This window comes from Pseudomonas sp. BP01, assembly GCF_022760795.1.
GTDB lineage: Bacteria > Pseudomonadota > Gammaproteobacteria > Pseudomonadales > Pseudomonadaceae > Aquipseudomonas > Aquipseudomonas putida_Q.
Window position 1 is genome coordinate 1 of sequence record NZ_JAFBKA010000148.1, and the last position, 252, is coordinate 252.

Below are 252 nucleotides of genomic sequence, written 5' to 3' on the forward strand. Positions count from 1 at the left end.
GGTCTATACCCAGCGACTAAACGCCCTATTAAGACTCGCTTTCGCTACGCCTCCCCTATTCGGTTAAGCTCGCCACTGAATATAAGTCGCTGACCCATTATACAAAAGGTACGCAGTCACCTAACAAGTAGGCTCCCACTGCTTGTACGCATACGGTTTCAGGATCTATTTCACTCCCCTCTCCGGGGTTCTTTTCGCCTTTCCCTCACGGTACTAGTTCACTATCGGTCAGTCAGTAGTATTTAGCCTTGG

At 49.2% G+C, this 252-nt stretch carries 1 rRNA gene; it reads right to left on the reverse strand.

Features of this window, described 5'->3' with window-relative positions:
- Nucleotides 1–252: ribosomal RNA gene (locus tag JOY50_RS28875) — 23S ribosomal RNA — on the reverse strand; the annotation flags it as partial.